We start from the raw sequence: 24,358 nt of genomic DNA on the forward strand, positions 1-24,358 counted from the left end.
CTGGGACGACATGAAAAATCTGCCCTGGGGGCTATTCATATTGTGGGGCGGCGGCATGTCGCTGGCCGCAGCGTTCAGCGCCAGTGACCTGACGGGCTGGATCAGCCAGCAATTGCAGCTGCTGGATGGCGTCAATTACTTCTTGCTGCTGCTGTTCATGGTCCTGCTGATGCTGTTCCTGACCGAGATCATCTCCAATACGGCCACTGCCAACATGGCCCTGCCGATTACCGCAGGCCTGGCAGCCGCCATCACCACGGGCAACCCGCTGGGCCTGATGGTGGCCGTGGCACTCGCCACCACGTGTGCCTTCATGCTGCCCATTTCGACGCCGCCCAACGCGGCCGTGTTCTCTAGCGGTCGTATCACGATCAAGCAGATGGCCAAGGCGGGGATTGCCATGAATCTGGTCAGCGCCCTCGTGATTACCCTGTTCGTCTATTTCATCATGCCACTGTTGCTGCCCACGCCTTGAGCCACGATGGGCGAATAGGCAAAAAAAACCCCGGCCATGGCTGGCCGGGGTTGTACTGATTCCTCCCTGATCCTTCTTCATGAACCTCCTGTTCATGCGTCCCTGGTGCTCAAGCGCTCCTTGCCTGATAGTACTCCCTGAAGGCACGTTTCCTTATGCCACTGCCTACTCTGCAGCTTCTATGTGACAACTGCATTAACCTGAGATAAAAAAACCCCGACCATCGCTGGCCGAGGCTTTATCAGGTCCTCCCTGATCCCACTTCACGAACGTCCTGTCCATGCATCCTTGTGCGCCGCAAGCACTCCCTGCTTGCACTTCCTTGTAACGCTGTCCCTGCGTCATGGGCACACAGTGCGCCTTATAGACGTCGAGTTATCTAACCTGGGATATGAAAGGTCAAAAAGTTTTTATGGGCGGGCCGTGATAAATATCAAGCGCTGGCTTGCGATTGGTTTTAAACCAAACATACAATCATGCACGTTTCTCTCACATTCTGGATGCTCCCATGCCGACTCGCTCCCTGATTTCAAGCCGTTACTCTCGCTCCCACTTACGCCCCCTGGGCTGCCTGGTAACGCTCGCCTGCATGGCCCTGGCCCCCATGGCGCTGGCCGACCAATGGAGCGGCAGCGTGGGCGCGGGGGTTGCTTACGCCCCTGATTATGCCGGTAGCGACGACTACGAAGCCCGCGCACGGCCCGTACTGAACCTGGCCTATGGCGACCAGCTTTCCATCAATCTGCGCGATGGCATCGAGTGGCACGCCTTGCGCCAGGGCAACTGGAGCGCCTCGCCCTTTATCGGCTACACCTTCGGCCGCGATAACAAGGGTGACCTTGGCGCCTTCGAAAAAATCGATGGTGGCGCCACGCTGGGCTTGCGGGTCAGTTACCAGGATGGGCCCTGGCGCTACAGCGTGGCTGGCAGCCGCGCAGTGACCGGCGACATGGAAGGCGCCACGTTCTCGGCGAGCGCCACCCTGCGCACCCCGCTCAGCGAGCGTTTGCTGCTGGTGCTATCCCCCAGCGTCAACTACTCCAACGAGCGCTGGACTCAATCTCTGTATGGCGTTTCCGACCAGGATAGCGCCCGCAGCGGAGTGGCCACCTACGCACCGGATGGCGGCTATTGGCGGCTGGGCGCAAACGCCAGCCTGAGTTACGCCTTGACCCCTGAGTGGACAGCCACCGGCTTCGTCGGCGCTACCCGACTGACCGGCAACGCCGCCGACAGCCCGATCGTCGATGAGCTGGGAAGCCCCTGGCAGGCGCTGAGTGGGGTATCACTGACCTACCGTTTCTAATACGGTAGCGTCTGGAACCCACTCGCCAAATGGATTGCCCTCGAACCAGGCCATGAAAAACGTTATGGAAAACCGTCTCGAGCACTTTCGCATGAGGCCCTTGCTGAACCGCTTGTCGGGCACGGGTCTACTGCTTGCCACGCTCTTTTTTGCCTTTTCACTCACCCCAAGCCTGGTGCCCCGCCCCTTGCTGGCCCAAGGAATCGTCTCCGGGCTCAGCGTCACGGCGGGGTATGCCCTGGGCGTCATTGCGCGCACGCTGTGGCACTACCTGCACCTGCCAGAGCCCAAAGCCGCCCTGGAGCGCACGCTCAAGCAGCTGGCCGCCCTGGTCGCGTTGGTGGTGTCGGTGATTTTTCTATGGCGCGCGGCCGAGTGGCAAAACAGCATTCGCGAACTGATGGAGATGGAACCCACCAGCGGCACACGCCCGCTGGCCGTAGCACTGATCACCATGGGGGTCTTTCTGAGCCTGCTGCTGGTCGCGCGGCTGTTCAAGCGCACCTTCAAGCTGCTCTCGTACAAGCTTGCCCATGTGCTGCCCCATCGCACGGCCCAGGTGCTGGGCATCGTCTCCGCTGTGGCGCTGTTCTGGCTGATCATCGAGGGCGTCATCTTTTCTTACGCACTACAGGTGGCTGACCGCTCCTACCAGCAGGTGGACGAGCTGATGCAGGATGACCTGAGCCCCCCGCAAGCGGCCAATGTGCCCGGCAGCGCCGAGTCGCTGATCAGTTGGGAAGCGCTGGGCAGCCGGGGCAGGCGCTTCGTCACCCAGGGCCCTACGGCCGAGGATATGGAGGCGTTTTTGGGTGAGCCCGCGCTCGACCCCATTCGCGTCTATGTCGGGCTCAACGCCGCCGAAACCGCCACTCAGCGCGCCGAGCTGGCCCTCGAAGAGCTGATCAGAACCGGCGGGTTCGAACGCTCGGTCATGGTCATCGCGACCCCCACTGGCCGCGGCTGGATCGACCCTCGCTCCCAGCACAGCGTGGAGTATCTTCATCGCGGCGATATTGCCACGGTGGCCGCCCAGTACTCGTATCTACCCAGCCACCTGTCGCTGATCTCCGAAGCAGAGTACGGCGTCGAAAGTGCCCGCGCGCTGTTTTCGGCCATTTACCGCTACTGGAGCCAGCTGCCCAGCGATGAGCGACCGCAGCTTTACCTCTTTGGCCTGAGCCTGGGCGCGCTCAACTCGGATCTATCCTTCGATCTTTACGATATCATCGACGACCCCTTTCAAGGCGTGCTGTGGAGCGGCCCTCCCTTTCGCAGCGACACCTGGCGCGCCGTGACCGCCGACCGCGATCCGGGCTCCCCCGCATGGCTACCCACGTTTCGCGAGGGAGCGGTTGTAAGGTTCATGAACCAGACCCAAAGGCTGGAGGAAGCCGCTGCCCCATGGGGAGATTTCCGCATTGCGTTTCTGCAATATGCCAGCGACCCCATCACCTTTTTCGAGCCTGCGGCGTTCTGGCGAGAACCCGAGTGGATGCGCGCACCTCGTGGGCCAGATGTTTCTCCAGCGCTACGCTGGTACCCCGTGGTGACCATGCTACAGCTGCTGGTCGACCTGACCGTGGGCAGCGCCCCCGACGGCTATGGGCATGAAATCGCCGCCGAGCACTACATCGATGCCTGGGCAGCCCTCACCGAACCCGACGGCTGGGATGCTGAGCAATTGCAGCGCCTGCGCGATCATCTGGCGCGCTGACGATAACCCTTTTCACCGGCAGGCTATTTAGCCTGCTATTTTTCTTGCCAACTGTAAAACTATAAATATTTGTTAAATATGAACTTTATGATCGGACAGCAGCATTTATGTACTATTCAAGTACAATAAAAATACAATTTCATCTTGTACATTAATTGTCACTCACCTATAGTTCAAAACGTTCGCGGCAGGGATACCGCGTGACAAGGGAATATGCGCTTAGGATGAGCGAAGACGATTCAAGGACCGAGCAAGCTCAGGAAGAGCTTTCGACAATCAGGGAAGAAGAAGTACCGCAGTACACCGGCTGATCCTTCAGGACGCTCTGTACCGCGATGAAAAAAGCGTCCTCATTCGTGAGGGCGCTTTTTTTATGTATCCTCCCCATGCCCCTTTCAGCAGGTACCCGGGTGATGCTCGATACCAGACAGTTTTTTCGCCAAGGGCCCGTGCATCGGCCCGAAGGTAGCAGCGACTTTGTCGCGATCCGCCGCCAGTTCGACTTTCGCGCCATCGAAATTGGCCGCTGGGTCACCCCCGCCGAGCGCGACCACGCCGCTACGCTGTTTCATGATGCGCTCTGCGATCTCATGTTGATCCTGCACGGCAACGAAGCGCTCATTTCCCTGCGTGGCACGCTTGCTCTGCAGTACGGTACCGGCGGAAGACCCGGCGTCTCGGCGCATTACAGCCCCGCTGAGCGAAGCTTTGCCCTGGCCAAGAACGCTGGGCCTGGCAGCATTGCCCATGAATGGTTTCACGCCTTCGACCACTACATCGCCCGCAAATGTTTTCAGCAGTTACCTGCCAGTGCCTTTGCCTCCAGCGCCTGGCTGCAAAACGCCGTGCCCATCGCGCACCCGCTCAACCAGCGCCTGCTGGCCTGTTTTCAGGCCATCCTGCTGCAACCGAATGGTCAGCAGCCCAGCGAGCTGTTCCGCCACTCGGCCGAGGTCGACCGCGCCATGGGCCAGCTCTACTACAGCAAGCCAGAAGAGCTATGCGCACGAGCCTTCGAAGCCTTTGTACAAGATGCCCCCATCAAGAACCACTTTCTGGTCAAAGGCACACGCCGCTCTCCGGAAGCCGCACGCGGCCTGTACCCGCAAGGCGAACAGCGCGAACGCATCAACCAGCGCTTTCATGACTACTTCCTTGCGCTAGGCAGCGCCCTGGCGCGCTCGACGCCATGACAGCAGCCATCATCAGCAAAAAACCTCACAACGCAATTACATAACACCCAGGGTGCGCACTACGCTTGAAGAGACAACCCACAGGAGGTTCTACCATGTCTCAGCAACAGTGCGCATGCCCGAAGTGTCATTGCAAGGTGGACAGCCACTCCATCGAAAAAGAGGGGCAACTCTTCTGCTCGACGGCCTGTGCGACGGGCCATGCCGATGGCTCTACCGATTGTGGCCATGACTGCAAGTGCGGTTGAACCCATCCGATAACCGCCCACCCCACTGCGATGCCCGGCCAAACACCGGGCATCGGCCTATCAAAGCGTGCGAAACCGCCCATCACCGACTAGGCTTACTTTTCAACCATTCTCAAAGTAAGCGTTCATTCCAAGACGTAGTTGACCTACTTCACGTCACGGAGGGGCCTTAATAACTCCGGCGAGACCTTGTATTGCTTCCTGCCATCCTCCCCCAGCACGATCACACTCTTGCGGTTGATCTTGGTGACGATCCCCAATACCGGGCCTTCCCGGCCCTCGAAGGTCACTTTCAGACCAACCCGCAACCGACTCAAGGCTTGCAGGGTTTCCTGTTCTTGCAGTTCATCAATGCGCTGGCAGATATACTGGTTCAGTTCCAGCAACTGGTCGATGCTCATGTCTTCAATGCGCATGAACGGTGGCCTCCGGCTGTGGGTTCTGGCGATCAGGATGACGTGGATCGATCAGAGCCCGTAGCGGATTCTCGGCGAACCGGATTTTCCAGAGCCGCGGAGTCAGATTCGCCACTTCACTGGCGGGATGCTGACTGACACGCTGCAGCACGTCCACCAGATATGTGTACGGGGTAATATCGTGCAGCTTGCAGGTGCTGATCAGGCTCTGGATGATACCCAGGTGTTCCGCACCCAGTTCAGTCCAGCAGAACATCCAGTTTTTCTTGCCCATGGGAATGGGCCGCAAAGCCCGTTCCAGGTGGTTGGTGTCTGGCTGCACGTCCGGGTTTTCCAGGAACACGGTCAGGCTGGCTTCCCGGCTGAGAACGTAGTTCAGGGCCTTGGTCAGTGGGTCGCTGGGCACGAGGCCGCCTTGTGCCAACTGATCCCGGCACCACTGGAAGAAGTCGCTGACCACCGGCTTCGAGTGATCCAACCGGTACTGGCGTTTCTTCTCGCCAGTTAGCCCCTGAGCTTTGATGGCCTCTTCATTCCGATACAGCATCGCGATCCGTTGCAGGGCCTCGGTGACGGTCTCAGGATGATCTTTCTGTGCTTCGATAAAATAGCGGCGACCATGCACCCAACATTGGGCATGGGTGACGTTCTCCTGGGCCGCGGCATAACGGGCATAGGCCGCATAGCCGTCACTGATCAGGGTGCCGCTGAACGATTCGCTGAGTACCTGCTCAATGTGGGCGCGACCACGGCTGTTCGAGTAGGTGAACACCACCTCGTCGGCATCGCCGTATAACGGCCAGAACCAGCCAGTTTTCATCTTGCCCTTTTGCGGGCCGGCGCGCCCCTGGTGGCCGGCCTTGATGGGCGTTTCATCCATCGCCAGCACCCGGCTGCGCAACACGTTGTCGGTCTGGGCATCCACGATGGGTCGCAGCAGGTCGATGGCACGCTTGACCAGGTTGGTCAGGGTGCTGCGACTGACGGTGATACCGGCTTGCCGGATGCGTTGGTGCTGACGATACAGCGGCAAGTGGAACTGGAACTTGTCGACCAGCAGCCCGGCCAGCAGGCTGACATCGGCCAGGCTGTTATCCAGTACGTTGAACGGGGCTGGTGTGGTAATGGGCTTGTCGCTGCCCTTACGCCGGAACACCGGGCGTTCGCACTTGAGCACCACATAACTGGAGGCCCGCTGGGCCAGCCGGAAGGTAGTCTTGCTGCCAATCACTTCGTACTGATCGGCCTCCGGGCCGGTCAGCTCCGGTGGCAGGTGCTCAACCACTTCTACCGGCACATCGGCAGTAAAGCGCAGGCCGGTGTCGTTCAGGCAGTCGTCATCCCGCTGTTTCTTGCCAGTGCCGCGCTGATAGGCTTTAACCGTGCGCTTCTCATTTTTCGGCGGCTGCGCCGGAACCGGGGCGTCATCCGACGCGAACAGGCTATCCTGCCCAGGCAGGTCAAACACCTGCTTCTCGGACTTGGGACCGAACAGCTGCTTCTTGAACCAGTCCAACTGCCGCTGCATGACCTGAAGTTGTTCACGCAGCAATGCATTCTCCTCGGCCAGAGCCGAGTAAGAAGGCGTGTTGGAAGAGGTAGTGGAAGTCGTTGAACTCATGGCCGATATTATACCGGAAGTCCGTCTCCTATACCCCTCGAAAACGCTTGAACTGGCGGTATTTATGCACCTCAATGCCATCGATCAGCAGTTGCAGATCCGTCAGGGTCAGGGCTCGCTGCCCCGAGGCAGATAATGGCACCCGGAACTGCCCTTGTTCCAGGCGCTTGGCCCACAGGCAGTAACCGGTGGTCGTAAAATACAGCATCTTCATCTGGGTCTTGCGCCGATTGACGAAGACGAAATACTGACCGCTGAGCGGGTCGTGCTTCAACTGATTCCGAACCAGGGCACTCAGGCCCCGGAACGATTTGCGCATGTCGGTGGGCTCGGTGCACAGCCAGATGCGGGCCTGGCTATCGAGTCCGATCATCCGTGCTGGCTCAGCCGGAGTTCAACGCCGTTGCCCAGGCTGAGCACAATGTGCCAGCCTGGGCCGGAGGATGGGGAGTTGCCCATCAACGACGAGAGATCCAGAAAACCGGCTTGACTGGATCCTGCCGAATCATTGGTCGACGGATCGGACAGACGCTTGCGCCAGTTACAGAAACTGGCGTAACCAATGTTCTCTTGTTTGCAAAATTGCGAAGCCGAGAGGCCGCTGTCACGCTGCTGATCAACCAGGGCCTGCCACTGTTCGGGTGTGCGGTGCTTTCTCATGGGGGTAACCTCGTGTTGGAAAGTGTGAGGTTACTTTAGGGCGATTTTCAGCAGGTTGGCAGAACGTCGTGGAATGAACGCTTACTTCTCAAAGGAAGAGATCATGCCCTCTACTACTACCATCGTCGTCATTGTCGTCGTCATCGTAGCGATTTTCGGATTCAGCGGCGGCCTGCGTTTCTAGGATAGCGGCACGTCTCAACAGTGGTGTGTGATGGCCCTGCCCGGTCTACGCCTCACCAACGAAAACGCCCCGCCGTGAAAGGCGGGGCGTATCATGGAATCGTTGATCGTCTTACGATGATTCAGCATGTAACGTAAAGCCCAAGGCTTTTGTCACCTTCATAATCGTTGCAAAACTTGGGTTTCCATCAGCAGAAAGCGCTTTGTACAACCCTTCGCGAGTCAACCCCGTATCACGAGCAAGCTGTGCCATACCACGGGCGCGGGCAATATCGCCAAGCGCTGCCGCCACCAGGGCAGCGTCGCCCTCTTCAAGGCAGGCTTCAAAGTACAACACCATTTCCTCTTCGGTATTCAAGTGGTCAACGACATCCCATTTACGCAGTGTGCTCATGGTGCCTCCTTCAAATCGCGTGCCAATTGCTTCGCGATATCAATATCTTTTGCCTGGCTGGATTTATCACCGCCCGCCAACAAAATAATCAGCTCATACCTAGCACTCTAGAGAGCACTAGGGGCTAGTCCGTTAAAGGGCCTTCACTAACTCGCCATAATCTCCGTCCACGCGCAAGACAATGGTCACATCGTTGTCATTGCGGTTACGGAAGAACCAGCCATGATTGCCAGGAGGAACAGAGCGAGAAACCTGAATATTTTGGCGATCATGATTTAGTAACTGGCCGGTTGCTTGCTAGCTTATGCCCATGCAATTTGGGTAGTAGGGCAATGGTTATTTCCTTCCTGTTAAATTAAGTATTTGTTTTTATTTGTTTTTATTTTTTCTATCTATATTCAAATCCAGGATATTGAGTAGTACCTATGCTAGTCCAGCAAAATCTATATATTTAAATAGCAGGTGGTCACTACTTGGCCACCTGTCTCTTTAAGGAAGACTGAAGCTAGTACTGGCTATATTTGATGCCGAAGACATCGATTTCATGAACGCAATGACGCTGGCTCACTTCTCATCCTTATTTCTTTGATGATGACCGAAATGGCGATGCATGAGGAAATGCATGCCAAGACAGAGTGTCAGGGGAAGCAACAGCCAGGCCCCAGTGCCCAGTGACTGGCCGCGCCACATTAGAAAGAACATGGCCACGCCCATAATTACTAAGCAAGCAGTCATCATCCAGTGGTGAATGCGGTTCATTTGGCGTCTCCTTGTGGGTTGTTTGTGGCGAAGCGCCGCTTGAGTAGCAGCGAGTTGCCAATGACGGAGAGAGAGCTTGCGGTCATGGCGATGACGCCGATCATCGGGTGCAGCAGACCAATCGAGGCGATGGGAATGGCTGCCACGTTATAAGCGCTGGCCCAGATCAGGTTTTGGACGATTTTGCCGAAGGTGGCGCGAGATAGGTGCATGGCATCCACCACGGCGGTCAGTTCGCCGCGCACCAGGGTCACATCGGCGGCCTCAATGGCCACATCTGCCCCCGCGCCGATGGCTATGCCAACGTTGGCTTGCTTCAACGCCGCGGCATCATTGATGCCATCGCCGACCATGGCCACGTGGTTGCCATGTTTCTCCTGAAGTTTACGGATGGCATCGACCTTACCTTCCGGCAACACCCCGGCCTGAACCTCGTCGATGCCCACCTCGTCTGCTACGGCACAGGCGGCGCGCTCGTTGTCGCCGGTGATCATCACCACGTGCAGGCCCAGGTCATGCATGCCGCGGATGGCCTCTACGGATTTTTCCTTGAGGGTATCGGCCACTGCCACCAGGCCCAGGGCCTGACCGTCGGCGGCGACGATCACAACGGTGCGCCCCTTGCCCTCGAGCTCTGCCATGGCGTCATCAAGAGCCTCAAGGCCTGTCACGCCTTCCTCTTCCAGCAGTCGACGATTGCCGATCAGCACGGTTTCATCGCCCACCTTGCCCGAGACGCCCCGCGCTCCGGTGGAGCGAAAATCGCTGACTTCACCGGGCTTCACATCGCGTTCCTTGGCACCATCCACGATGGCCCGGGCGATGGGGTGCTCCGAGGCGTTCTCCACGCTCGCGGCGAGGGTCAGCAGGCGCGTTTCCTCGACTCCTTCGGCGGTGACGGCATCGGTGAGCTTCGGCTCGCCGCGGGTAATGGTGCCGGTCTTGTCGAGCACCATCACTTTGACGTCCTTGAAGGTCTGGATCGCTTCGCCGGAGCGGATCAGGATGCCGCGCTCGGCACCGATACCGGAGCCCACCATCAGCGCGGTGGGGGTGGCTAGGCCGAGGGCGCAGGGACAGGCGATGACAAGCACGGCGACGGCGGCAATCAGGGCTAGCGTTGGTGTGCTGGCATCTGGATTCACCCAAGGCAGGAAGGTCGCGCCCCAGTCCAGAATCGGCCGCAGGACGTCTGGAAACAGCGCCCATGCAATCAGGCTAGCCAGTGAAATAGCCAGTACCGCTGGCACGAAGCGGCCGGTCATACGGTCGGCGAATTCTTGGATTGGCACCCGTGAGCCCTGAGCCTGGTCGATCAGACGCACCACTTGGGAGAGAAAAGTATCGGCGCCGACGCGGGTCGCCTTGACCCGCAATCGGCCCTCCTTGTTGATGGTGGCGCCGATCACGCTGTCGCCGGTGCTCTTGTAGACCGGTATCGACTCGCCGGTAGCGAGGGACTCGTCGAGATGGCTCTCACCCTCGACCACTTCGCCGTCGGTGGGGATTTTATCGCCGGGGCGCACGATCATGATGTCACCGGGCGTGAGCTCTTTCACCGGCACTTCAATTTCCTCGCCGTCGCGCTCCACCCGCGCTGTCTTGGCGCCCAGCGTCATCAGGCGACGAATAGCCTGGGAGGCGCGCCCTTTGGCTAGTGCCTCCAAATAACGGCCCAGCAAGTGGAAGGTCATGATGGTGGCAGCCATCTCAATGAACGAGGTCATGGTGTAGAAAAAGCCGACCAGGCCAATCAGGTAGGGCGGCAGGCTGCCCATGGAGATCAGCACATCCATATTAAAGGTTCCGTTTTTCAACGAGCGCCAGGTCGACTTGTGGGTGGCTGCCCCGCCATAGAGGAATACCACCGGGAAGGCTAGCAGTGCCACGATGGCCAGATAGCCGGGAATTGGCTGCCAGAACATGTGCGGAATCATTAGCAGCATGATCAGGGTGGTGGGTATCGCGGCGATGATCAGTCGCCTGCGAGCCTGACTTAGATAGGCCTCCTCGATCTCGGTGTCACTCTCGGCTTCCTCATCGTTGGTTTGCACGGCGGCTACGTCATAGCCAGCGCCCTCAACGGCTTTCTTCAAGGTATCGCCATCGGGTCCGCTTGCTTCGATGGTCACACTGACATGGTGATTGGCGATATTGGTCTGGATCGTGCCCACGCCATCAAGGCGTTCGAGCGTTTTGCGCACGATGCCGGCGCAGTGGTCGCTGCCCATGCCGGGCACCGTCAGGGTGATTGTGTTCGGGGTCGAATCGGACATCGTGTACCTCCTGCTGGTGTTGATGAGAGAACGGCCAGGGTTGGCCGTCCGTCCTAATGCCTACGCAGTGACATCTCGGTCAGTGGTGGGCGTCATGGTCGTCAGGATCGACGCCGCCCTCGGGTGTGGCCTGCTCAAGCTGTTGGCGCTGCTCGTCGCTCATCAGGTCATGCATGGCATTTCGCATGCGCACCATCTCGGCCATCATCTCACCGTGCAACTCGGCCATCTGTCCGTGTAGCGCCTGAACCTCATCAGGGTCTGGGCGATCGCCGTGCATCTCCGCCATCAGGTCGTCGCGTAGGTTCATCATCCGCCCCATGCGTTCGAACTGGGCAGGTCGGTGCTCCTGCATCAGCTCACGCATCTCGCTGCGTTGATCATCATCGAGCATCAACATCATGTCCATGCCGGCGCCGCCCATCATCGGGCAGGGCATCATGCCGCCGCCCATCATTTCCCCCATCATGCCGGGCCCCATTCCGCCTTGGCCGCCGCCCATCATGCCGGAACCCATGCCGCCCTCCATCATGGAGCGTCCCTGGCCCGCTTGGTCACCCATCATTCCCTGGGCGAAAGCAATGCCGGTACCACTGGCTGCGAGGGCCAGGGTGAGTCCGAAGGCGAGAGTGTGCTTGCGAATATCCATGGTCGTTCTCCTTAGCGACAGGCCTATATCAAAGGCCGATGCCTGAAGTATTGAGGCTATGTGTCGCACCTAGGTCAATTCTCAATATGGCATTCAGGCATGCCTAAGGCATCTCAGGGCGTGAAAGTAGGCAGTTTGTTGACCTGTATCAATTTTGGTAATTCGGCAACCTGCCTGCTGCACTTGGGTTGCGTGTGTCTGTGAAGCCATGAAATACTCTTAATATCCTCCACTCGATAGTGATTACTTCTTTGTCATGAATTGCTCCACTTTTAAATGGCTGCTTTGTTTGCTGATAAGCCTTGCCTTGGCGCAGCCATTGATAGTCGTGGCGATGGATCATCATGAAGATGAACCTTGTCTGTTCACTGACATTGATCTAGCCAGTGGAGCGATCGAAGTTGTTGGGTCGGTCAGCATTGGCGACCACGATGCCTCCCATATGGCAGAGTGCTGTATGCCCTGTGCTCAGTGTGCGGTAAATCTTGCGTTGCTTATCGAAGACGCAACCTCCGCCACGTCGACCTTGCCTCGTTATCTGGTCAACTGGTCGCCAGCTCCGCGCGCGCTCTTTGATCGCCCTCCTCGCGTTTAAACCTTCATCGCTGAACGTTCAGCTCGCCTATGGCGGGCCAAGATGATGATTTTAATCACGAGGAATAGCCATGAAACGTCGCGAATTTCTTCGCTACACCACCCTGGGTGGTATTGCCCTATCTGGGTCTGGCCTATTGGTTCACGCTTTGGCCGGACGGCATACACAGGCGTCACCAACAGCTCTGCTAGATAACGCTAGCATCCCTGCAGGACAACCCCTTCAACCATTGCCTCGGATTGCAAACTTGAGTGATCAGGTTGGGCGCTTTCAAAGTGTGTTAACCCCCGCTGCCCATGCGCTGCCAGTGAGCGATGGGCTGGAGGCAAAGTTGTGGCTCTACAACGGTAAAGTGTTGCCATTGATTGAGGTGCGAGAGGGGGATGAGTTAGACATTACGCTGATAAATGAGCTTGAGCAGGAAACGACGCTGCACTGGCATGGGGTACCGGTGCCCCAGTCGCAAGATGGGGCACCCTGGGAAGCCGTATTACCAGGAGAGTCACGACATTATCGTTATGTTTTTCATAGGGGGAGTGCAGGGTTACACTGGTTTCACCCCCACCCACATGAAGGTACTGCGCGTCAGGTAGCTCATGGTTTAGCGGGTGCATTGTTGGTCAGGCCCCGATTAGGCGTGTTGCCCGCGGAGGTGGAAGAGCATTTGCTAGTGGTCAGCGACCTGCGCCTGAATATGAATGGCGAAGTGGCGCCCCATACCAGCGAAGATTGGATGAATGGACGCGAGGGGGAGCTTCTGTTGGTCAACGGCCAACGCGAGCCACGTCTTGATGTGGCGCCGGGCACTACTCTGCGGCTGCGGCTGGTCAACGCCTGTGCTGGCCGGTACTTGCGTTTACGCTTGGAAGATCACGAGTTGACCCTGATCGGTACCGATGGCGGGCTGATCGAGCGACCACAACCACTCGAAGAGTTGCTGCTCACCCCGGGTGAGCGGGTCGATCTGCTAGTACGCATCAGCGAGAAATCTGAAAGGAGTTTTGAGCTGGCGAGTCATCCCTATACACGTGGTTGGATGGGGGCTAAGCCGGCACATCTGGACGAGATTGCTTCGCTATTATCGATTCATACCCTAAATACTGGCGTATACCCCGCCGTCGCGTTACCTGACCCCTTGTCCCATATCGAACCCCTGGGCGAACCAGTGGTGAGACGTCAAGTGGAACTGACCGAGGTGATGCCAGACCATGACAATCACGGTGCGGTGAATGCCGATCCGCATGCCGGCCACGGCGGCAGTGACAGCCATCACGGAACCCATGGGCCGGGGCATGGGGCGAGTCACGCTAGCGACGATGATAGAGCGGTTCGACCCAAGGTGGATTTTCTGATCAACGGCCGTGCCTTTGCCATGAACGACGTCCTGTTTGAGGGGCAGGTTGGCGAGGTAGAGGAGTGGGAAGTCTTCAATAACTCCCATATGGATCACCCCTTCCATGTGCATGGCACCCACTTTCAGGTGATCGCTACCCGCGATGCTGACAGGGAATGGCGAGACGCGCCCTGGCTGGCCTGGAAGGACACCGTCAACCTGGCTCCTTATCAGCGTCTCAGGCTGCGCATGGTGTTCCTCAAGCCCGGCGATTGGCTGTTCCACTGCCACATCATCGAACACGAAGAGCTAGGCATGATGGCAACGATCCGTGTGAGTTGAGCTTGCCTTGCCTTGCCTTGCCTTGCCTTGCCTTGTTTTGTTTTGCTTTGGCGTTGCGCGTTGGCTTTGCGTGGTGCTTGTCCACCTGACGACTGATAAGGACGTGATGTCATGACCTATTATCGCTGGCCACTCGCCGTGGCCTTCCTGCTTACCTTGCTTTCAGGTTGCTCCCGAGAACCGAGTAGTATCAGTCTTGAGCAACTGCGAGAGCAGACCCATATTCACGGCCTGGCCGTCGATCGAGCGGATAGCGAACGACTATGGTTGGCCACCCATCATGGCTTCTATGCCGTTGGTAGTGATGGAATGGCCCGCCGGGTCTCGGAGGAGACCCATGACTTCATGGGTTTTGCTCCTCACCCGGAAGAAGCCGAGACCTTCTTTGCCAGCGGCCACCCGGCCAGGGGAGGCAACCTCGGCGTGGTTAAGTCCCGGGATTCAGGCCGCAGCTGGTCACAATTAGCTATCGGCGTTGATGGCCCGGTGGACTTTCATCAGATGACCATCAGTGAGGCCAGTCCCGACGTGCTCTATGGGGCTAACGGTGGCCAGCTCCAAGTCAGCCAGGATGGTGGAGCCAATTGGCAGATTCGCGCCCAGGCGCCGGCCGGGCTGATTTCACTGGCTGCCTCGAGCCGTGATCCCGAACAACTCTATGCCGCCACCCAAACCGGGCTATTGATGAGTCCTGACGGAGGCGAACGATGGCGACAAGTATACCCTGAGCGTCGCCCTACGAGCCTGGTGGTGGCCAGCCAAGGAGAGCTTTACGCCTTCATGATAGGGGTAGGCTTGCTGAGAGTTGGGGAGGGCAGCCGGGATTGGGAAGTAGTCAAGCGTGGCTGGGAAGAGCGCTATCTGATGCATCTGGCGCTGGATCCGCACGACTCCCAGCGTTTGGTGGCGGTTGATGACCTCAATCAACTGCTGATCAGTAATAACGGTGGGCGCGATTGGTCGCACCTCTAATGAATTGGGAGATACCACATGTTGCAATATCCCCAGATTGATCCAGTGGCCATCAGCCTCGGCCCGTTCGCGATTCACTGGTATGGCCTGATGTATGTGGTGGGCTTCGGCGCCGCCTGGTGGCTTGGGCGCCTTAGAGCTAATCGGCTTAAGCTAACCCACGATGACATTAGCGACCTGATCTTTTACTCCGCGGTAGGCGTAGTGGTTGGTGGCCGGTTGGGCTATGTCCTGTTCTATGGAATAGAACAGTTTATGGCCAACCCCTTATGGCTGTTCAAAGTTTGGGAAGGCGGTATGAGCTTTCATGGTGGACTGCTCGGGGTGCTGGCGGCGACGCTATGGTTTGCGCGAAAGCATCGGCTCGGCTTCTTTGCCCTAACCGACTTCATCGCACCACTGGTGCCGATCGGTCTTGGTGCAGGGCGAATCGGCAATTTCATCAATCACGAGCTGCCGGGGCGCGTCAGCAACCTGCCCTGGGCGATGCCGTTTCCCCACATGGGCCCAGAGCCACGACACCCCTCTGCGCTTTATGAATTCGCCCTGGAAGGGGTGGTGCTGTTCGTGCTGCTGTGGTGGCTTTCCGCTGAACCGAGGCGGCGAGGTCTGATCTCTGGTCTTTTTTTGCTGCTGTACGGCGTGTTTCGCTTCACAGTTGAATTCGTGAGGTTGCCGGATGAACACATCGGCTTCCTCGCGTTTGGCTGGGTCACCATGGGAATGCTGCTGACTGCCCCTATGATACTGGTCGGCATGGCGCTGATCACCTGGTCGCGCCAACAACCGGTGGATAATCATAGCCAACCCGGTTTATATCTGCGCCGCCGAGAGAGGAGGACACAATGATACTATCGCTTGGGCACTCCAACACCATTACTGCCATTATTATTAAAACGGGGCTAGGGGCGTTGCTTATCGCTACGCTGCTGAGCACTTCGCCTGTGCTTGCTGAAGACGTGGGGGAGTGGCCGCAGGGCCACTACAGGTTGCCTGAGTACGGTGACCTGATTGGTGAGGCCTATAAGGTAGTGGTAGACAACGAGGCGGATACGCTCCTCGATATCGCCCGTACCCATAACCTGGGCTACGAGGAAATCCGTCGGGCTAATCCGAACGTCAGTCTTTGGGTGCCGGGCGTCGGAACAGAAGTGCTCGTGCCAGCCCAGTATATCCTGCCCGATGCCGAGAGGACTGGCATTGTAATTAACATCGCCGAGTTACGTCTCTACTATTTTCCGGAGATAGGCGAAGGTGAGGTGCCGCGAGTCGAGACCTATCCGATCGGTATCGGTCGAGATGGCTATAACACCCCACTGGGAATTACCACCACTACCATGCGGCTTGAGGATCCTGCCTGGTATCCGCCACGTTCCATGCGTGAAGAAGCGGCGGCGCGAGGCGAACCGGCACCCTCAGTGGTGCCGCCGGGTCCCGATAACCCGCTCGGCAAGCATGCCATCCTGCTCGATATTCCTGGTTATCTAATTCACGGTACCAATGATCCGGACGGCATTGGCATGCGCGCCAGCCGTGGCTGCATACGCATGTTTCCGGAAGATGTTAAAGCAATATTCGGTGCTGTGCCTTTAGGCACTCAGGTTAATATCGTCGATCAGCCCGTCAAGATCGGCTGGGACGATGGCACTGCGTTCGTGCAGGTATATCAGTTTCTTGAAAATCAGAACCACGGCAGACAAGCACTGCTTGAGATGCAGCCGAAGCTCAATCAGTACATCTTGGATCAATCGGTAAATTATGCACAACTCCAAGAACTGCTGGAGAGATCCGACGGTCAAGTAGTGCCCATCGATACGCCAACTCAGGATGAGCTTCTAGAAGAACAAGCACAACCCTTGATATTGCTTTATGAGGTGGGTCTTTAACGCTTTCATAAGGGTGTTTGGGATGCTGAGAAAAGTCAGCCAAGCTTCCCAGGCACCCGAATAAAGTCGATATTAATCATATGTGAAATAGGGTTAGCCTTGCGATGAAGTGGTGTCTAGGTATGAAAAAATATGAACCATCACGTTATAGCTAAAAAAGTCAGTATGTCGACTAGGCGTCATAGAATTGGAAGACATTTCGTTGTTGTACTGATTGGTGCCATGACAGCTTATCTTTTTTGGTTGAGCCGAATGGAGTGGGACGCTGAGATGCGCACTTGGCGCGCTTTAGGGAAACACTGCATAAATACGACCGTTGCTGCCTAAGTGCCACCGGCAGGGCAAAATACAGTTTTCCACTACCCGCCAGAGTTCTCGATGAAACAGATCTCGTTTGCTCAGGCTGAGCACCAGAACAATAAGAAGGTCACCCGCCGGGAACGGTTCCTGGCCCAGATGTTGCGGATCTACTTCCTTCAGCAATGGTATGCACTGGTCGACGAAGCGCTTGAAGATGCCATCTATGACAGCCAGGCCATGCGCGACTTCATCTGTATCGATTTGGTCATCAAAAGTGTTCCCGACGCGACTGATCTTTCTTATTCAGTTTAGTGACAGTGGTATTGTGGGTCGCCTGTTCGATCAGGCCCCACATGAAGTGACGAAGAACCATAAAAAAGCTTGGGCATACGCCCAAGCAATCGATCAAAACAGCTTCTCTGCTATGCTACTAACTCACCCTAGAAACTATACTGGGCAGCCACCATCACACGGCTCGCATCTTCTTCACGGCCATCGGCCAACTCCGTTTCGAAATAGCCGTACTCAATTCCGTACATCAAGCGTTCGTTGGGAGTCCACATCAGATTAAGAAATGTATTCTTGTTCTTTCTACCTGCATTCCCACCTACGGTAGGGTCGCCCAATTCGACATCGGTATAGCCATGGGACGCGTTCAGTGAATACTGTGGTGATATTTGATAAGAAAGACCAAGGGCTCCGCCATCGCCAGATAGCGTTTGCAGCTTACCGTTGGTATCGACGTAGGCATCGGCACCGTTGAAGTAATCGCCAGACAGATAGAGGTAACTGTTCGCCCCCTCGCTGGCGTTCACGATCGCTCTCAAGGTCACCGGTCCGGCATGGTAGGCACCTGCGGCGAAGGCCCCATAGCCCATTTCCGTATCCTTTTCGCTTCCGGTATCGTACTTCAGCTGCCGGGCGATGCCGGCGATTGAGTAGGAAAAGTCACCCATACTATCTTCATAGCGCAGGCTCAACGCGGGCATCGATGATACGGCATCGTCATTATCCGGTAGCAAATCCTCTTCTGGCACGGAGCCATCGATGTTCTCCGCCAGCTGTGCCTTTGGATCCTCCGCAGCTATCGAGAATCCTCCCATGGTGTAGCGCAACTGGGCTAGGCGCGACCCATAGCCATTGCTTCCCGCCGTGCCGAGGAAATCCAGTGTGGGCGTGGCGGCGACGAAGGTGTTATAATTCGACCAGGTTTGCCCTGCCAGAATGCCATTCCAGGACCCATAGGCATGCCGTAGTCTGAAGCGCGTATTATCATCGTTGTAGGACCAGAAATCCCCTTCGATAACGGTGTCTAGCGTGCCCCCCTCGACAGGCGTACTGGTCCGAAAGCCGATGCGGCTTTGTGTCGCGGTGACTTGAAACTGATCCCCGACATCCCTCTCATCTTCCGATCCTGCGACTTCAGCAAAGTAACCTTCGTTAGCTGATCCGGCATCCCGGATCGAAGTTGTAAGCCATGTTCAGCCTGGCGTAGCCATAAAGCCCCACGGTGGTCTCTCCCACTTGGGTTTCCAGGGCCGAAACATACGTCGAGCCGATTGCCAAGGCCATAACCGTCATGCTGACCAAGGGAATCTTCTTGTTATTCCACATGATGACACCTCTTTATGAATTGTCTTGTTTTTACGCCGATTGCGGCACTATAAAGTTAGCGAAAATTCCTGAATTAAAGCTGAATTTGTTTGCCGAGATACTAGTTTTTCATAAAAAAGGTCAGCTCATGGCTGACCTTCTTAATTCATGTCAAGACTAAAGGATATCAATAGGCGACATGTAGTTCATAACGGTTACTGTCACTTTGGTTATTACCTCCCAATGAGCTACCACTCACCTCAAGCTGATAATTTCCAGGTTGCAGCTGACGAATAAGTTCGAAGTGCCCCCGTGGGCTGGAAGCTTCTGCTACCTGCTGTCCCGCCTCATTATAAAGAACAGCTGAAATGCGGTTGCCAGTGCTTGTAATGCCCGGAAAATGTTCACTTGTCACTTGGAGGGTAGTCGCTTGTTCAATATTAATATTGAAACGCTTCGAGTGCCCTTGTGCAAGAATCAGCGTAGAAGATACGCCTCTTTCAAGCGTCGGAGCGCCTTGAGAGGTGTTACCTAAGCTAGCCAAGACAGGTGTAGATAGTATAGTTGCTACCGTTGCGCCAAAAATAATTGCTTTAAATTTCATGGTGGTTTACTCCGCTGGTTATTTACAATTTAATAATAACCTTAGAGTATGAATTGAAGCTGAATTTAGTGGTTTTTTAGCAAAAAAAACGCCACCTTCCGGTGGCGCAAGTTATAGAGTGCTTAACGATTTAAAACATTAACCTGACACCTGCCACCACGCCGGTATCTTCGGTATTATTCCCACCAGCACGAGATAGGTCGGCGGTATCGCCATACTCTTTTACCCAGTAAGCGCCCACGTAAGGCGCAAAGCGTCTGGTCACTTCGTAGCCCAGGCGCATGCCGACACGCACTGAGTTAAGGCCCTCACCCACACCAAACTCCTCGACTTCGCTAGCAGCAACGGCAATTTCGGTGCGCGGCTGTAGGTAGAGCCGCTGAGTCAGGCGCAGATCGTATTCGCCTTCAAAACTGGCGGCCACGTCGCCATCTTCACTCACTCGTAATGCCACGTCGGTTTCAATGCCGTAGGGCATTATGCCTTGCAGGCCGACAACCCCATAGGTGCGTTCGGCGTGATCATCGGAGAAAACACCGCCTTGATAACCGATCCCCCCCTGTAACTCCCAAAAATCAGCCACTAAACGACTATAGAGTAGTTCCAAAGACTCAAACTCAGCATCTTCGCCGTCGCCCTGGACATTTTCGCCTTCTGACTTTAGGTAAATGCGGTTGATATCGCCGCCGTACCAACCTTGAAAGTCCCATACCACGGCTTCTGGGCCTTTATCAGGCACGCTATATTCGAGCCGATCAAACAGTGCCATACCCATATTATGTTCCTCAGTGGGCGCTGGCCAACTGTCTGGTGCCGCATAGCCATCTTCGGCTTGAGCGGTCGTGGCGGCGGCCATGCCAAGGGCGGCGCTGGCAAGGGTTAAGTAGCGCTTAATTTTCATACTGTCTCCTTAAGAAACTTGAACAACGCGGAACATGCCAGCATCCATGTGATAGAGAAGGTGGCAGTGGAACGCCCAACTGCCCTCTGCATCTGCGGTGATCAACGCAGATACGCGCTCACCGGGCTTCACATCTATGGTGTGTTTGCGTGGTATCAATTCCCCTTGGCCGTTTTCTAGCTCCATCCACATACCGTGGAGGTGAATGGGGTGTTCCATCATGGTGTCGTTGACGAGGATGAGGCGCAGCCGCTCGTCTTTCACAAAATGAATGGGGCCGGTTACTTCGCTGAATTTCTTGCCGTCGAACGACCACATGTAACGTTCCATGTTGCCTGTCAGGTGCAGTTCAAGCTCACGGCCTGGTTCGCGGCGGTCGGGCCATGGAGTGATCGCTTTGAGATCCCGGTAAACCAATACGCGTCTTTCGTCAGGATCAATGCCGATTCCCGCCTGGTTATAGCGAGAGCCCGGCTGGGCTTCACCAGCGAGAAGCAAACCGTTTGCGCCTATTTTGGCCTGCTCGGCTGCCATGCCTCCCATAGTAGAGTGATCCATGCCTTGCATGTTGGACATGCCGGAGTGGTCCATCCCCGCCATGCTGGAATGATCCATGCCTTCCATATTCGACATGCCTGAATGATCCATGCCCTCCATATTCGACATGCCTGAGTGGTCCATCCCCGACATGTTGGAATGATCCATGCCGCCCATACCGTGGGCACCCATGGCTTCCATACCGCGGTCGGCAATTTGGCGGCGCTTGGGAATCTCCGCCTGCATGCCTTCACGCGGGGCTAGAGTCGCGCGAGCATAGCCGCTCCGATCCATGGCTTCGGCGAAGATGGTATAAGCTCGATCATCTTCCGGTGAAACAAGCACATCGTAGGTTTCAGCCACGCCAATACGGAACTCATCAACGGGAACAGGTTGCACTGGCTGGCCATCAGCGGCCACCACGGTCATCTTCAGGCCGGGTATACGGACATCGAAGTATGACATGGCCGAACCGTTAATCACGCGTAGCCGTACCCGCTCACCGGCCTTGAACAGCGCGTTCCAGTTTTCCTGGGGGGAGTGGCCGTTGAGCAGGTAGGTATAAGTACTGCCGGTAACATCGGCGATATCCCGCGAACTCATGCGCATTTTGGCCCACATGCCGCGCATCTCGGCGGTTTGAGAGAAACCGTTATTACGAACATCGGCAAAGAAGTCAGCAATCGTGCGCTCTTGGAAGTTGTAGTACCCTTCCATCGTTTTCAGATTACGGAACACCGACATGGGATCTTCAAAGGTCCAGTCGGTGAGCAGCAATACGTGCTCACGGTCGTAGCGGATAGGCTCACGCTCGGCAGCGTCGATAATCAGCGGCCCGGCATGGCCTAGCTGCTCCTGCATACCGGAGTGGCTGTGATACCAGTAGGTGCCGTTCTGCCTGACAGGGAAACGATAGGTAAAAGTTTCACCAGGGGCGATACCGGCAAAGCTGACACCAGGCACACCATCCATTTCCGGCGGTAGAATGAGACCATGCCAGTGGATGGAGGTGGACTCGTCCAGCAGGTTGGTGACACGCAGTACGGCGTCTTGACCTTCTTTCAAACGAATCAGCGGGCCAGGACTGGTACCGTTAATGGTAATTGGTTGGGCTTCTTGTCCGTCAATAGGCAACGATTCACGGCGGATCGCCAGCGATACCTCGGGCCCTTCTTCAACGCCCTGCGCGTAGACATTGCTGCGGCCCCAGGGGTTTGCCCAGGCGGGGGTTAATCCCATTGCGGCAGCGGAACCTATTCCTAGGGCAGCGCCGCCTTTTAGGACCTGCCGGCGAGAAAGCGGGTGAGAAATGATGCTTGAGCGTGCCATGTGTAACTCCCATCAATGATGAATGGCACCATCTTGATGGAAGAAGCTGAATCAAAGCTGAATAGTGATTAATTAATCACTTCAACTGCAAGAGGCAACGTAACCGTAACGCGCAGTCCACCCAGTGGACTACGCTCAAAGCGCGAGTGCCCTGAGTAGCGGGCAATTAACTGCGCAAGAATCGACAGGCCTAAGCCGTAGCCGGGACGGCGTTCATCCAATCGTGTGCCACGCTCTCCCAAGCGCGAAAGATCTTCTTCTGCAACGCCGAAACCGTCATCATCAGTGGTGAGCGTGAGTGTGGTAGTGGAGACGGCAATATCGCAATTAATGCACCTATTCGACCATTTGCCAGCGTTATCGAGCACGATGCCTAATATTTCAGAAAAGTCGTGAGCCTCAATAGGCACTTGGTCTTTCTCGTGTGCCGAGTGGGTAAGGTTGAAAATGCGCTCAGGGTAAAGACTACGGAACATCTCGATGAGCCGTGAACTATCTCGCGTGACGTTCGCCATTCGACCCGCGTTAGGCCCTGCAATACGCGAACGACGCAGCTCTGCAGCTAACTGAGCGTTAATATCTTCAATACGACTGAGCAGTTTATGCCGTCGGTTTTCATCAATGGGCCGATTGCCGCGCAGTACTTGGGTAATTGCTGCCAGCGGGGTTTTTAATGCGTGTGATAGGTTGGCGACCGATTCTCGCGAGCGCTTCAGACGAAGATCAATGTCGTCCATGAACCAGTTCAACTGGTCGACTAATTCATCTAGCTCCGAAGGGGCTACTAATGACAAGCGATCACGTTTGCCTGATCGCAATGCTTCAAGTTGTTGGCGCAGTTGCCAGAGTGGTATGAGTCCACGGTTAACCGCTAGCATGTTGAGTATGATGAGCATCCCTAAAAGCACGGCGGCGATCCCACCAACCCACCAGTGCAAAGCTGCAAGCCCTGCTTCTACTTGGGAAAAATCCTCGCCCACCAATAGCACACCCTGCGTGCCCTGCCACTCAAAATGGCGGCGATAGACGAGCATGTGCTGTGTTCCGCGATTCACATCTATTAGGGCATCGCCGCTCTCATCTAGCAACGGAGCCAGCTGTTGCTGCCATTGCGGGTCAGAAGCGCTGACCGAGCCATTGAAACGGAGTACGTAGAGATGATGAAAGACTTGATAGCCTTGGCTAACCGAGTCGAGCGCAATCGGTACAGCCGTTTGGTCTTGCTCTAGCTGCGCGACCGCGTGGTTTGCTTCACGTTGTAAGCGTTCACCTAAAAAATCCCTTGCCAGGCTCTGTAAAAAGATCCCGTGCAATAGCCACGTGGTGACCACCACCAGTAGCGCGACGCCGCCTAGCCATGCGAGTAGCCGAATGCGTAAACTACGTCTATCAATGTGAAGCAAAGAAATACCCCTGACCGCGTCGCGTTTGAATGACTGATTTACCGAGATAACGGCGCAGACGAGCGATGTAGACTTCCACCAAGTTAGGCGCGGCGGCATCCTGATCCAATGCATAGAGCTGCTCTAGTAGCTGCTCTTTCGAGTGAATGCGATCAGGATGCAGCATTAAGTAGCGCAGTAATCGAAACTCCGTTGCTGTTAGCGAACGCCACGTTTCTCCTTCTAAGCACACGCGTTGACCCGCCTCATCCAACGAGACACCGTTAAGCGTAATCACCGGAGATAACTGACCAGACTGCCTACGCAACAAGGCCTTCAGGCGAGCCATAAGTTCGGCTTCGTGGAAAGGCTTGGTGAGATAGTCATCGGCTCCGGTTTCAAGTCCGATAACTTTATCTTCCCAGGTATCGCGCGCCGTCAGGATCAAAATAGGCGTGTCGCGTTTTTGCCTGCGCCACTGGGCGAGCAGATCCAGCCCTGAGCCGTCGGGCAAACCGACATCTAAGATCGCCAGTTCATAATGCTCGGTTGCCATCAGCGACTTGGCCGCTTTCAATGAAGCGGCCAAGTCGACAAGGTAACCGTTGTCCTTGAGACTCTCTGCCAAGCTTTCTGCCAGCAAATCATCATCTTCGAGTAGCAACAGTTTCATGGGTCTGCGTCAGA

25 protein-coding genes and 1 pseudogene are annotated in these 24,358 nt (G+C 56.3%); 10 read left to right on the plus strand and 16 right to left on the minus strand.

Annotated features, from left to right (window positions below; translation table 11 throughout):
* Positions 1-10 precede the first annotated feature (10 nt).
* From RVM26_RS09240 to RVM26_RS09260, 5 genes are all read left to right on the plus strand, one after another.
* Entirely contained in the window at positions 11-475 is a 465-nt protein-coding gene (locus tag RVM26_RS09240) for an SLC13 family permease (protein WP_498938305.1), read from the plus strand.
* A gap of 508 nt (positions 476-983) precedes the next feature.
* A complete protein-coding gene (locus tag RVM26_RS09245) occupies positions 984-1,781 on the plus strand; it encodes a MipA/OmpV family protein (RefSeq protein ID WP_498938307.1) in 798 nt (265 codons plus the stop codon).
* A gap of 64 nt (positions 1,782-1,845) precedes the next feature.
* The gene (locus RVM26_RS09250) at positions 1,846-3,498 is read left to right on the plus strand and encodes an alpha/beta hydrolase (RefSeq protein ID WP_498938309.1); all 1,653 of its coding nucleotides are present in this window, start codon (positions 1,846-1,848) and stop codon (positions 3,496-3,498) included.
* A 413-nt stretch (positions 3,499-3,911) separates the two neighbouring features.
* Positions 3,912-4,691, plus strand: coding sequence for a CLCA_X family protein (locus tag RVM26_RS09255; protein ID WP_498938311.1), 780 nt, complete (start codon positions 3,912-3,914; stop codon positions 4,689-4,691).
* Positions 4,692-4,786: 95 nt separating this feature from the next.
* The gene (locus tag RVM26_RS09260; RefSeq protein ID WP_081195643.1) at positions 4,787-4,939 is read left to right on the plus strand and encodes a metallothionein; all 153 of its coding nucleotides are present in this window, start codon (positions 4,787-4,789) and stop codon (positions 4,937-4,939) included.
* Positions 4,940-5,085: 146 nt separating this feature from the next.
* Here RVM26_RS09260 and RVM26_RS09265 read toward each other — a convergent pair whose 3' ends face one another.
* The 9 genes from RVM26_RS09265 to RVM26_RS09305 all read right to left on the minus strand — a co-directional run bounded on the left by RVM26_RS09265 (position 5,086) and on the right by RVM26_RS09305 (position 12,243).
* Positions 5,086-5,355: a hypothetical protein gene (locus tag RVM26_RS09265; protein ID WP_229772301.1), complete on the minus strand. Its 270-nt coding sequence runs from the start codon at positions 5,353-5,355 to the stop codon at positions 5,086-5,088.
* Positions 5,345-7,051, minus strand: coding sequence for an IS66 family transposase (tnpC, locus tag RVM26_RS09270; protein ID WP_498938314.1), 1,707 nt, complete (start codon positions 7,049-7,051; stop codon positions 5,345-5,347). The genes RVM26_RS09265 and tnpC overlap by 11 nt, the downstream gene beginning before the upstream one ends.
* Entirely contained in the window at positions 7,005-7,349 is a 345-nt protein-coding gene (gene tnpB, locus RVM26_RS09275) for an IS66 family insertion sequence element accessory protein TnpB (RefSeq protein WP_498938316.1), read from the minus strand. Before tnpB ends, tnpC begins: the two co-directional genes overlap by 47 nt.
* Complete coding sequence (gene tnpA / locus RVM26_RS09280; protein ID WP_498938318.1) at positions 7,346-7,636, minus strand: IS66 family insertion sequence element accessory protein TnpA; 291 nt, start codon at positions 7,634-7,636, stop codon at positions 7,346-7,348. Before tnpA ends, tnpB begins: the two co-directional genes overlap by 4 nt.
* Before the next feature lie 295 nt (positions 7,637-7,931).
* Positions 7,932-8,213, minus strand: coding sequence for an addiction module antidote protein (locus RVM26_RS09285; protein ID WP_039181142.1), 282 nt, complete (start codon positions 8,211-8,213; stop codon positions 7,932-7,934).
* A gap of 564 nt (positions 8,214-8,777) precedes the next feature.
* A complete protein-coding gene (locus RVM26_RS09290) occupies positions 8,778-8,972 on the minus strand; it encodes a DUF2933 domain-containing protein (RefSeq protein ID WP_016915536.1) in 195 nt (64 codons plus the stop codon).
* Positions 8,969-11,248 carry a heavy metal translocating P-type ATPase gene (locus tag RVM26_RS09295; RefSeq protein WP_498938320.1) on the minus strand — a complete coding sequence of 760 codons (2,280 nt, stop codon included), beginning with the start codon at positions 11,246-11,248 and terminating at the stop codon, positions 8,969-8,971. The genes RVM26_RS09290 and RVM26_RS09295 overlap by 4 nt, the downstream gene beginning before the upstream one ends.
* 79 nt (positions 11,249-11,327) lie before the next feature.
* A complete protein-coding gene (locus RVM26_RS09300; protein ID WP_096921764.1) occupies positions 11,328-11,897 on the minus strand; it encodes a Spy/CpxP family protein refolding chaperone in 570 nt (189 codons plus the stop codon).
* A 148-nt stretch (positions 11,898-12,045) separates the two neighbouring features.
* A complete protein-coding gene (locus tag RVM26_RS09305) occupies positions 12,046-12,243 on the minus strand; it encodes a hypothetical protein (RefSeq protein ID WP_144983648.1) in 198 nt (65 codons plus the stop codon).
* A 319-nt stretch (positions 12,244-12,562) separates the two neighbouring features.
* On the opposite strand from RVM26_RS09305, the gene RVM26_RS09310 reads away from it, so the two are divergent.
* The 5 genes and pseudogenes from RVM26_RS09310 to RVM26_RS09330 all read left to right on the plus strand — a co-directional run.
* A complete protein-coding gene (locus RVM26_RS09310; protein WP_498938323.1) occupies positions 12,563-14,167 on the plus strand; it encodes a multicopper oxidase family protein in 1,605 nt (534 codons plus the stop codon).
* 111 nt (positions 14,168-14,278) lie between these two features.
* The gene (locus RVM26_RS09315; RefSeq protein WP_039181150.1) at positions 14,279-15,139 is read left to right on the plus strand and encodes a F510_1955 family glycosylhydrolase; all 861 of its coding nucleotides are present in this window, start codon (positions 14,279-14,281) and stop codon (positions 15,137-15,139) included.
* Between the two features lie 18 nt (positions 15,140-15,157).
* On the plus strand, positions 15,158-15,988 hold the full coding sequence (gene lgt, locus RVM26_RS09320; RefSeq protein ID WP_081195060.1) for a prolipoprotein diacylglyceryl transferase: 831 nt from the start codon (positions 15,158-15,160) through the stop codon (positions 15,986-15,988).
* On the plus strand, positions 15,985-17,025 hold the full coding sequence (locus RVM26_RS09325) for a L,D-transpeptidase family protein (RefSeq protein WP_081195058.1): 1,041 nt from the start codon (positions 15,985-15,987) through the stop codon (positions 17,023-17,025). Before lgt ends, RVM26_RS09325 begins: the two co-directional genes overlap by 4 nt.
* Before the next feature lie 378 nt (positions 17,026-17,403).
* Positions 17,404-17,622: pseudogene (locus RVM26_RS09330) on the plus strand (transposase); the annotation flags it as partial.
* A 143-nt stretch (positions 17,623-17,765) separates the two neighbouring features.
* Here the strand turns inward: RVM26_RS09330 and RVM26_RS09335 are convergent.
* From RVM26_RS09335 to RVM26_RS09365, 7 genes are all read right to left on the minus strand, one after another.
* Positions 17,766-18,788: a DcaP family trimeric outer membrane transporter gene (locus RVM26_RS09335; protein WP_498941724.1), complete on the minus strand. Its 1,023-nt coding sequence runs from the start codon at positions 18,786-18,788 to the stop codon at positions 17,766-17,768.
* Entirely contained in the window at positions 18,766-18,939 is a 174-nt protein-coding gene (locus tag RVM26_RS09340; RefSeq protein ID WP_157826517.1) for a hypothetical protein, read from the minus strand. The genes RVM26_RS09335 and RVM26_RS09340 overlap by 23 nt, the downstream gene beginning before the upstream one ends.
* Before the next feature lie 166 nt (positions 18,940-19,105).
* Complete coding sequence (locus tag RVM26_RS09345) at positions 19,106-19,522, minus strand: hypothetical protein (RefSeq protein WP_045812317.1); 417 nt, start codon at positions 19,520-19,522, stop codon at positions 19,106-19,108.
* Between the two features lie 130 nt (positions 19,523-19,652).
* Positions 19,653-20,423 (minus strand): copper resistance protein B, encoded by a 771-nt coding sequence (locus RVM26_RS09350; RefSeq protein WP_498938327.1) that lies wholly within the window; start codon positions 20,421-20,423, stop codon positions 19,653-19,655.
* A gap of 9 nt (positions 20,424-20,432) precedes the next feature.
* On the minus strand, positions 20,433-22,289 hold the full coding sequence (locus tag RVM26_RS09355) for a copper resistance system multicopper oxidase (RefSeq protein WP_498938329.1): 1,857 nt from the start codon (positions 22,287-22,289) through the stop codon (positions 20,433-20,435).
* A 68-nt stretch (positions 22,290-22,357) separates the two neighbouring features.
* Positions 22,358-23,692 carry an ATP-binding protein gene (locus tag RVM26_RS09360; RefSeq protein ID WP_498938331.1) on the minus strand — a complete coding sequence of 445 codons (1,335 nt, stop codon included), beginning with the start codon at positions 23,690-23,692 and terminating at the stop codon, positions 22,358-22,360.
* Complete coding sequence (locus tag RVM26_RS09365) at positions 23,679-24,344, minus strand: response regulator transcription factor (protein ID WP_475312825.1); 666 nt, start codon at positions 24,342-24,344, stop codon at positions 23,679-23,681. The genes RVM26_RS09360 and RVM26_RS09365 overlap by 14 nt, the downstream gene beginning before the upstream one ends.
* Positions 24,345-24,358 lie beyond the last annotated feature (14 nt).

The sequence above is a fragment of the Halomonas sp. KM072 genome, assembly GCF_050710315.1.
GTDB classification, from domain to species: domain Bacteria; phylum Pseudomonadota; class Gammaproteobacteria; order Pseudomonadales; family Halomonadaceae; genus Vreelandella; species Vreelandella hamiltonii.

Bases quoted from the DNA above. Each gene is read 5' to 3' on its own strand.
- RVM26_RS09240 (WP_498938305.1), top strand. From the start codon at position 11: ATGAAAAATCTGCCCTGGGGGCTATTCATATTGTGGGGCGGCGGCATG.
- RVM26_RS09245 (WP_498938307.1), top strand. From the start codon at position 984: ATGCCGACTCGCTCCCTGATTTCAAGCCGTTACTCTCGCTCCCACTTA.
- RVM26_RS09250 (WP_498938309.1), top strand. From the start codon at position 1,846: ATGGAAAACCGTCTCGAGCACTTTCGCATGAGGCCCTTGCTGAACCGC.
- RVM26_RS09255 (WP_498938311.1), top strand. From the start codon at position 3,912: ATGCTCGATACCAGACAGTTTTTTCGCCAAGGGCCCGTGCATCGGCCC.
- RVM26_RS09260 (WP_081195643.1), top strand. From the start codon at position 4,787: ATGTCTCAGCAACAGTGCGCATGCCCGAAGTGTCATTGCAAGGTGGAC.
- RVM26_RS09265 (WP_229772301.1), bottom strand. From the start codon at position 5,355: ATGCGCATTGAAGACATGAGCATCGACCAGTTGCTGGAACTGAACCAG.
- tnpB (WP_498938316.1), bottom strand. From the start codon at position 7,349: ATGATCGGACTCGATAGCCAGGCCCGCATCTGGCTGTGCACCGAGCCC.
- tnpA (WP_498938318.1), bottom strand. From the start codon at position 7,636: ATGAGAAAGCACCGCACACCCGAACAGTGGCAGGCCCTGGTTGATCAG.
- RVM26_RS09285 (WP_039181142.1), bottom strand. From the start codon at position 8,213: ATGAGCACACTGCGTAAATGGGATGTCGTTGACCACTTGAATACCGAA.
- RVM26_RS09290 (WP_016915536.1), bottom strand. From the start codon at position 8,972: ATGAACCGCATTCACCACTGGATGATGACTGCTTGCTTAGTAATTATG.
- RVM26_RS09295 (WP_498938320.1), bottom strand. From the start codon at position 11,248: ATGTCCGATTCGACCCCGAACACAATCACCCTGACGGTGCCCGGCATG.
- RVM26_RS09300 (WP_096921764.1), bottom strand. From the start codon at position 11,897: ATGGATATTCGCAAGCACACTCTCGCCTTCGGACTCACCCTGGCCCTC.
- RVM26_RS09305 (WP_144983648.1), bottom strand. From the start codon at position 12,243: ATGATGATCCATCGCCACGACTATCAATGGCTGCGCCAAGGCAAGGCT.
- RVM26_RS09310 (WP_498938323.1), top strand. From the start codon at position 12,563: ATGAAACGTCGCGAATTTCTTCGCTACACCACCCTGGGTGGTATTGCC.
- RVM26_RS09315 (WP_039181150.1), top strand. From the start codon at position 14,279: ATGACCTATTATCGCTGGCCACTCGCCGTGGCCTTCCTGCTTACCTTG.
- lgt (WP_081195060.1), top strand. From the start codon at position 15,158: ATGTTGCAATATCCCCAGATTGATCCAGTGGCCATCAGCCTCGGCCCG.
- RVM26_RS09325 (WP_081195058.1), top strand. From the start codon at position 15,985: ATGATACTATCGCTTGGGCACTCCAACACCATTACTGCCATTATTATT.
- RVM26_RS09340 (WP_157826517.1), bottom strand. From the start codon at position 18,939: ATGTGGAATAACAAGAAGATTCCCTTGGTCAGCATGACGGTTATGGCC.
- RVM26_RS09345 (WP_045812317.1), bottom strand. From the start codon at position 19,522: ATGAAATTTAAAGCAATTATTTTTGGCGCAACGGTAGCAACTATACTA.
- RVM26_RS09350 (WP_498938327.1), bottom strand. From the start codon at position 20,423: ATGAAAATTAAGCGCTACTTAACCCTTGCCAGCGCCGCCCTTGGCATG.
- RVM26_RS09355 (WP_498938329.1), bottom strand. From the start codon at position 22,289: ATGGCACGCTCAAGCATCATTTCTCACCCGCTTTCTCGCCGGCAGGTC.
- RVM26_RS09365 (WP_475312825.1), bottom strand. From the start codon at position 24,344: ATGAAACTGTTGCTACTCGAAGATGATGATTTGCTGGCAGAAAGCTTG.